This window comes from Phreatobacter sp., from assembly GCF_030691135.1.
Taxonomy (GTDB): domain Bacteria; phylum Pseudomonadota; class Alphaproteobacteria; order Rhizobiales; family Phreatobacteraceae; genus Phreatobacter.
Genome location: NZ_JAUYFA010000004.1, coordinates 42,439 through 49,307 on the forward strand (window position 1 = coordinate 42,439; position 6,869 = coordinate 49,307).

At 68.3% G+C, this 6,869-nt stretch carries 7 protein-coding genes; all 7 read left to right on the top strand.

The genetic code is table 11. The features are described from left to right. The first annotated feature begins 45 nt into the window (after window positions 1–45). Entirely contained in the window at window positions 46–1,485 is a 1,440-nt protein-coding gene (locus tag Q8O26_RS00485) for an amidohydrolase family protein (RefSeq protein ID WP_305572402.1), read from the top strand. Window positions 1,486–1,542: 57 nt separating this feature from the next. Next, entirely contained in the window at window positions 1,543–2,646 is a 1,104-nt protein-coding gene (locus Q8O26_RS00490) for a polyamine ABC transporter substrate-binding protein (protein ID WP_305572404.1), read from the top strand. A gap of 4 nt (window positions 2,647–2,650) precedes the next feature. Beyond that, a complete protein-coding gene (locus Q8O26_RS00495; protein ID WP_305572406.1) occupies window positions 2,651–3,796 on the top strand; it encodes an ABC transporter ATP-binding protein in 1,146 nt (381 codons plus the stop codon). Between the two features lie 3 nt (window positions 3,797–3,799). Further along, on the top strand, window positions 3,800–4,702 hold the full coding sequence (locus Q8O26_RS00500) for an ABC transporter permease subunit (protein ID WP_305572407.1): 903 nt from the start codon (window positions 3,800–3,802) through the stop codon (window positions 4,700–4,702). Further along, entirely contained in the window at window positions 4,699–5,490 is a 792-nt protein-coding gene (locus Q8O26_RS00505; protein ID WP_305572409.1) for an ABC transporter permease, read from the top strand. The genes Q8O26_RS00500 and Q8O26_RS00505 overlap by 4 nt, the downstream gene beginning before the upstream one ends. A 71-nt stretch (window positions 5,491–5,561) precedes the next feature. Then, window positions 5,562–6,419 (top strand): acyl-CoA thioesterase II, encoded by an 858-nt coding sequence (gene tesB, locus Q8O26_RS00510; RefSeq protein WP_305572411.1) that lies wholly within the window; start codon window positions 5,562–5,564, stop codon window positions 6,417–6,419. A 291-nt stretch (window positions 6,420–6,710) separates the two neighbouring features. After that, window positions 6,711–6,869, top strand: a 159-nt coding sequence (locus tag Q8O26_RS00515; protein WP_305572416.1) for a P-II family nitrogen regulator, incomplete at its 3' end; no start/stop codon positions are given.

A 6,869-nucleotide genomic window follows, 5' to 3' on the forward strand; every position in this document is an offset into this window, starting at 1 on the left:
TCACGCCCTGTGGCAGTGCCGGCCCTTCCGCCCGCGGAGACCCTCATGCGCATCATCACCTGTTCCGCCCTGGTCGACCGCGACGGTACCCGCGGTCCCGCCCGCCTGACGCTCGACGGCGACAGGATCGCGGCGATCGAGGCACTGCCGGCGGGGGCGCCCCATGACGACCTCGTGGTCATGCCGGCCCTCGCCAATGCCCACGACCACGGCCGCACCATCCGCACCTCCTCCATCGGCGGCTTCGGCCGGCCTCTGGAGGTCTGGCTGCACCGCCTGAGGCTCTTCGCGCCGCTCGACCCCTATCTCGCCGCCGCCGCACCCTTCGCTCGCGCGGTCGCCGGCGGACAGGGGGCGACCATGGTCCATTACACCGGCGTGCAGGGCCTGACCCCTTACGTCGACGAGGTCCGCGAGGTGGCGCGGGCCGCCGCCGATGCCGGGCTGCGCATTGCCTTCGCCATTGCCATACGCAACCAGAACCCGCTGGTCTATGGCGACAGCGCGCCGGTCCTCGACCAGCTCTCGGCAGCGGCGCGGGCGGAGGTGGAGAAACGCTTCCTGGCGGCGGCGCCGCTGTCGGTGACGGCTCAGCTCGAACGGGTCGATGCGGTAGCCGAGGCCATCGGCGGGCCGATGGTCGACGTGCAGTATGGCCCGCAGGGTGTGCAATGGGCGACGCCGGAGCTTCTCGCGGCCATCGCCGAGGCCTCGGCGACGACGGGCCGGCGGGTGCACATGCACCTGCTGGAGACGCGCTACCAGCGCGACTATGCCGATCGCACCTTTCCGCAGGGCATCGTCACCTATCTCAAGGAAATCGGCCTGCTGTCGCCGCGCCTCACCCTGGCGCATTGCGTCTGGGCGCGGCCCGACGAACTGGAGCTCCTGGCGGAGGCCGGTGTCACGGTCTCGGTCAACACCTCCTCGAACCTGGCGCTGCGCTCGGGCCTCGCGCCGGTCGCGGCCATGCTGAAGGCCGGCGTGAAACTCGCCATCGGCATCGACGGCCAGGCCTTCGACGAGGACGACGACCTCCTGCGCGAGATGCGGCTGATCTGGTCGCTCCATGCCGGCTGGGGCTTCGACCGCGCCCTGAGCCCGGACGACGTGCTCGGCGCTGTGCTCGCCACCGGTCACCGGACCCTGAATTCGCCGGTCACCGGCCACCTCGTCTCGGGCGCGCCCGCCGACCTCGTCGTGGTCGACCGCGCGGCGCTCGACGCCGACGCGCTGATGGCCGTCGACCCCGTCGAACTGCTGTTCGCCCGCGCCACCGCCCGCCATGTCCGTGAGACGATCGTCGCCGGCCGCACCATCATGCGGGACGGCAAGCTGACGGGGATCGACGCCGAAGCCGTCCATCAAGAGGTGCGAAGCCGGCTCCGCGCCGGCATGGCGGCGGGCGAGCCGTTCCGGACGGTGCTGCCGGAGCTCGAGACGACAATCTGCCGCCACTTCAGCGAGCGGCTGGGCTGTTGCTAAACGGGCCGCTTTGCCTAGATTGCGGCATCCCTTTCCCACTGGTTCAAGGATGGCATCATGGTCCTGCGCTTCCTCGCGAAACTCGCCGTCGCCGGCGTCGCGACACTCGGTCTCGCCGCGGCCGCTGCCGCGCAGGCGCCCAGGGAGCTGCGGATCTTCAACTGGTCGAACTATATCGACGAGCAGGTGCTGCGCGACTTCGAGCGCGCCTTCAACGCCAGGGTCACCTACGACACCTATGATTCCAACGAGGTGCTGGAGACGCGGCTTCTCGCCGGGCGCACCGGCTACGACATCGTGGTGCCCTCGGCGCCCTTCCTCTCCCGGCAGATCGCGGCGAACGTCCACCAGCGGCTGGACATGTCGAAGATCCCGAACCGGGTCCATCTGTGGCCGGAGATCCAGCGCCGGGTCGCCGCCTATGATCCCGGCAACGCCTATTCGGTGACCTATCTCTGGGGCACCACCGGCATCGGCTACAACGTCGCCAAGGTCCGCGAGCGGATGGCCGACGCGCCGCTCGATTCCTGGAAGCTGGCCTTCGATTTCGACACGCTGGCGAAGTTCCGGGATTGCGGCATCCACTTCCTCGACACGGCCGAGGATTTCCTGCCCTCGGTCATGCGCTATCTCGGCCGCGACCCGAATTCCAAGCGCGCCGAGGACTGGGAGGCTGCGGCCGCCCATGTGCAGAAGCTGCGCACGCTCGTCACAAAGTTCCACTCGTCCGAGTATGTCTCGGCGCTGGCCAATGGCGACATCTGCCTCGCCGTCGGCTATTCCGGCGACATCTTCCAGGCGCAGAAACGGGCGAAGGAAGCCGGCAACGGCGTCGACATCCAGTACGTCATCCCGAGGGAAGGCGCCCAGATGTGGTTCGACCAGATGGCGATCCCCGCCGACGCGCCGAACGCCGATCTCGCCCACGCCTTCATCAACTATCTGAACCAGCCCGAGGTCATCGCCAAGGTGGCGAGCTTCGTCTCCTATGCCAGCGGCAATCTCGCAGCGCGGCCGCTGGTCACGCCCGCCGTGCGCGACAATCCATCGGTCTACCCGCCGGACGAGGTCATGGCGCGGCTCTTCACCGTGACCAGTCCCGATGCGCGTCTGCAGCGCGTCATCACCCGCGCCTGGACGCGGGCGAAGACCGGCCGCTAGCGCCGTGGAGCCTCCCGAACGTCCTTCCCGCGGCACCTTCGCGCCCTGGGATGAGCCGGCCGCCCAGCCGCTCGTGCTCTTCGACGGCGTGACGAAGCGCTTCGGCGCCGAGACCGCCGTTTCCGACCTGACCCTCGCCGTCTACGAGCGCGAGTTCTTCGCGCTGCTGGGGCCTTCGGGCTGCGGCAAGTCCACCCTGATGCGGATGCTCGCCGGGTTCGAGACGCCGAGTGCCGGCCGCGTGCTGCTGGCCGGACAGGACCTCGCCGGCATGCCGCCGCATGTCAGGCCCGTCAACATGATGTTCCAGTCCTATGCGCTCTTCCCGCATATGAGCGTGGAGAAGAACATCGCCTTCGGGCTGGAGATGGACGGTCGGCCGCGCGACGAGGTCGGCGCCCGCGTCGCCGAGGCGCTGCGCATGGTGAAGCTCGAGGGCCTCGCCGGGCGTCGGCCGCACCAGCTCTCCGGCGGCCAGCGGCAGCGGGTGGCGCTCGCCCGCGCCCTGGTGAAACGGCCGAAGCTGCTGCTCCTGGACGAGCCGCTCGGCGCCCTCGACCGCAAGCTGCGCGAGGAAACGCAGTTCGAGTTGATGGCGCTGCAGGAGCGGCTCGGCCTCACCTTCATCATCGTCACCCACGACCAGGACGAGGCCATGACCATGGCGACGCGCATCGCCGTGATGGACAAGGGCCGGATCGCCCAGGTGGGAACGCCAGCCGTCATCTACGAGGCGCCGGCGACGCGCCATGTCGCCGGCTTCATCGGCGAGATCAACCTGGTGGAGGGGACGGTCTCGGGCTGCGATGGCCGCCGCGTCACGGTGGCGACGGCGGTCGGCGATCTGACCGTCGCCGATGCCGCGGACAGCGTTGCGGTCGGCCAGGCGGTGGCTGTGGCCTGGCGGCCGGAGAAGACGCGCATCGTGCGGGCAGGCGAGGCGATCTCCAATGGCCGTGCGGTCATTTCCGGGACGGTCCACGACATCGGCTATCTCGGAGGACGCACGACCTATCACGTGGACGTCACCGGCCTCCGGCTGAAGGCGGCGGTGGCGAATGCCGCGCGCAGCGTCGAGCGGCCGATCGGGACAGGCGAGGCGGTGAAGCTGGCGGTGGCCCCGGACGCGCTGTTGTTGCTGGTGCGGTGAGCCATGAGTGAGCGCGCCACCCGCCGCACCATCATCCTCGTGCCCTATCTGTGGCTGGTGCTGTTCTTCCTTGTGCCCTTCGCCATCGTGGCGAAGATGTCGCTGTCGCAGGTGGCGACCGCCATCCCGCCCTATGTGCCGACCTTCGGCCTTGCCGACGGGCCGGCCGGCTGGCTCGCCAAGGCGCGCGAGCTCTCCCTCGACAACTACGCGCTGATCGCCGGCGACCGACTCTATGTCGACGCCTTCCTCTCCTCGCTGCGCATCGCCGCGATCGGCACCGCGATCCTTCTCGTCATCGGCTACCCGATGGCCCATGCCATGGCGCGCGCGCCGGAGCGCTGGCGGCCGATCCTGGTCATGGCGGTGATCCTGCCGTTCTGGACGAGCTTCCTGATCCGCGTCTATGCCTGGATCGGCATCCTCAAGCCGGAGGGCCTGCTGAACGAACTGCTCCTCGGCATCGGGATCATCGGCACGCCGCTCCAGATCGCCAATAGCGAGACGGCGGTGCTGATCGGCGTCGTCTATTCCTATCTGCCCTTCATGGTGCTGCCGCTCTACGCGACGCTGGAGCGCATGGACCGGACGCTGCTGGAAGCGGCCAACGATCTGGGCTGCCCGCCCTGGAAGGCGTTCTGGCGCATCACCGTGCCGCTGTCGCTGCCCGGCATCGTCGCGGGGTCGTTCCTCTGCTTCATCCCGATCACCGGCGAGGTGGTGATCCCCGATCTCCTCGGCGGCTCCGATACGCTGATGATCGGCAAGACGCTGTGGACGGAGTTCTTCTCCAACCGCGACTGGCCGGTGGCCTCGGCGGTGGCGGTGCTGCTGCTGTTCATCCTCGTCGGGCCGATCATGGTCTACCAGCGCCAGCAGGCGCGGCAGATGGAGGCGGGACGATGACCTCTCAGCGCTCCCGCTTCCTCGATGCGACCGCCCTGACGCTCGGCTTCGCCTTCCTGTACCTGCCGATCGTCATCCTGGTGATCTTCTCCTTCAATGCCAGCCAGCTCGTCACCGTCTGGGGCGGGTTCTCGACACGCTGGTATGCCGCGATCTGGCAGAACCGCCAGCTGATGGACGCCGCCTGGATGACGGTGCAGGTCGCCGCTGCGTCAGCCGCCTTCGCCACCCTGGTGGGGACCCTCGCGGCGCTGGCGCTCACCCGCTACGTCCGCTTCCGCGGCCGGACGCTGTTCTCCGGCCTCGTCTATGCGCCGATCGTCATGCCGGAGGTGATCACCGGCCTGTCGCTGCTGCTGCTCTTTGTGTCGCTCGGCATCGACCGCGGCTTCTGGACGGTGACCGTGGCGCACGCGACCTTCACCTGCGGCTTCGTCGCGGTGGTGGTGCAGTCGCGGCTCGTCACCTTCGACCGGTCGCTGGAGGAGGCGGCGGCCGATCTCGGCGCCGCGCCCGCCCATGTCTTCACCCGCGTCACCCTGCCGATCATCGCCCCCGCCGTGGTAGCGGGCTTTCTCCTCGCCTTCACTCTGTCGCTGGACGATCTCGTCATCGCCTCCTTCACGACGGGGCCGGGATCGACGACGCTGCCGATGCGCATCTACAGCCAGGTGCGGCTGGGGGTGACGCCGGAGATCAACGCCATCTCCACCCTGATGATCGCGACGGTGACGGTGCTGGTGATTGCCGCCTCGCTGGCGACCAAGCGCAGCGCGGCGGCGCGCTGAGCCGCGGCTGTTGACCCGAAGGGTGCGACAGTGATTTCTGGCGGCAGACCCCGTCCGTTCCGCGAGCGCCCATGTCTGCCGTCGCCAATCTCCTTGGAATCCTCGACCTCGAACGCCTCGAGGTGAACCTGTTCCGCGGCAAGAGCCCGCAGGACGGCTGGCAGCGTGTGTTCGGCGGCCAGGTGATAGGCCAGGCGCTGGTCGCCGCCTGCCGCACGGTGGAGGACCGCCGGCCGCACTCGCTGCACGGCTATTTCGTCCTGCCAGGCGATCCCAAGGCGCCGATCATCTACGAGGTCGAACGGGTACGCGACGGCCGCAGCTTCTCCACCCGGCGGGTGAAGGCGATTCAGCACGGCGCGGCGATCTTCTCGCTGTCGGCCTCGTTCCATGTCGAGGAGGAGGGCGAGGAGCACCAGTTCGCCATGCCGGATGTGCCGGCGCCGGAGGCGCTGAAGTCGGAGGCCGACGTGCGCCAGCTCTTCCATGCCCATATGCCCGAGGCCATGAAGGCCTATTTCGCCCGCGAACGGCCCATCGAGATCCGCCCGGTCGAGTTCGGCCGCTATACCGGGGAGAGCCAGCCGGAGGGCAAGTTCCACGTCTGGATCCGCACCACCGCGCCCTTGCCCGACGACCCCGTCGTCCACCGCTGCGTGCTCGCCTATGCCTCGGACATGACGCTGCTCGACGCGGCCAACGTGCCGCATGGACGCTCGTTCTTCGACCAGTCGGTGCAGGCGGCGAGCCTCGACCACGCCATGTGGTTCCACCGGCCGTTCCGGGCCGACGACTGGCTGCTTTATGCGCATGATTCACCGTCGGGGCAGAACGCCCGCGGGTTTACCCGCGGCTCGATCTACACGCGACAGGGCGTGCTGGTGGCCTCCGTGGCCCAGGAAGGGCTGCTGCGGAAGAAGCGTATCTGAGAAAACTGCCTCATTTGCAGGCAAGAGTCCGGTCCAAAGACGGCTGAAGATGGGCGCCCCCCGGAGGCTGCCCAAAAAGGCGGCATTGCCCCCTCTCCAGCCAGACGAGGGCCTCCGGTCCCATTCTCAACCCTTTGCCAATGCTTCGAAATTCGCCGCGTTCCGACTGTGGCACGCGACTTGATTCTATGATCCCGGTTCGGACTTCGGCCTTCGGGATCGTGGCCCGCTCGCAGACACACACGCTTCCGCAGGACCTCGTCCCAACGGAGCCAATTCGGGGATGACGACATGAAGATCGTAATGGCGATCATCAAGCCATTCAAACTGGAGGAGGTCCGCGATGCCCTCACGGGGATCGGGGTCCACGGCCTGACCGTCACCGAGGTGAAGGGATATGGACGCCAGAAGGGCCATACGGAGATCTATCGCGGCGCCGAATATGCCGTG